This window comes from Campylobacter sp. CNRCH_2013_0855, assembly GCF_025773025.1.
Lineage (GTDB): Bacteria > Campylobacterota > Campylobacteria > Campylobacterales > Campylobacteraceae > Campylobacter_D > Campylobacter_D jejuni_C.
Genome location: NZ_JAKMTE010000073.1, coordinates 1 through 574 on the forward strand (window position 1 = coordinate 1; position 574 = coordinate 574).

Annotated in this window: 1 pseudogene; it reads right to left on the reverse strand. The window is 31.9% G+C overall.

Annotated features, from left to right (window positions below):
- A pseudogene (locus tag L8X40_RS08495) lies at positions 1-574 on the reverse strand (hypothetical protein); the annotation flags it as partial.

The window sequence follows — 574 nt, forward strand, 5'->3', positions numbered from 1 at the left end:
TGTATACCCCACCATATACTCAGGTTTAAAATCATTTTTAAAGTCTATGTCATCTATAAGTCTAAATTCTTTAACATCTCTTGTGTCACCTCTATCATTATTCCAAGCATCAGCAAATATAGCCCATTCACCTACTGAGTCTATAGTAAGGTATTGTTTAAAGTCTATTTTTTGAACTTTATTCTCGGTTACTTTATTGTTATTGTCTGTATAATTAGTTAAAGTAAAACCATCAGCACCTACAAACTTATAACCACCATCTTCAAATGCACTCATGCTAGCTGCTATGCTAACACTTTTTAAAGCTGTAAGATAATTGGTGTTATTTCCTGCAAAAGAGCTAGGATTTAATACTAAATCATTTCCCACTAAATGCGTAGTAGAGTTTTTATTTCCAACTTTACCACCTTGTATATCTACCTTATTCCCTATAAGTAATACATTATTAGCATTAATATTACCCATATTTACCACATTTCCACCCTTAGGATTTGGTTTAAACACAGGGGAAAAGCTTAAACCATCATTGAAATTTTTCATATTAGCAAATGCTGTCATATCCCCATCACTCATA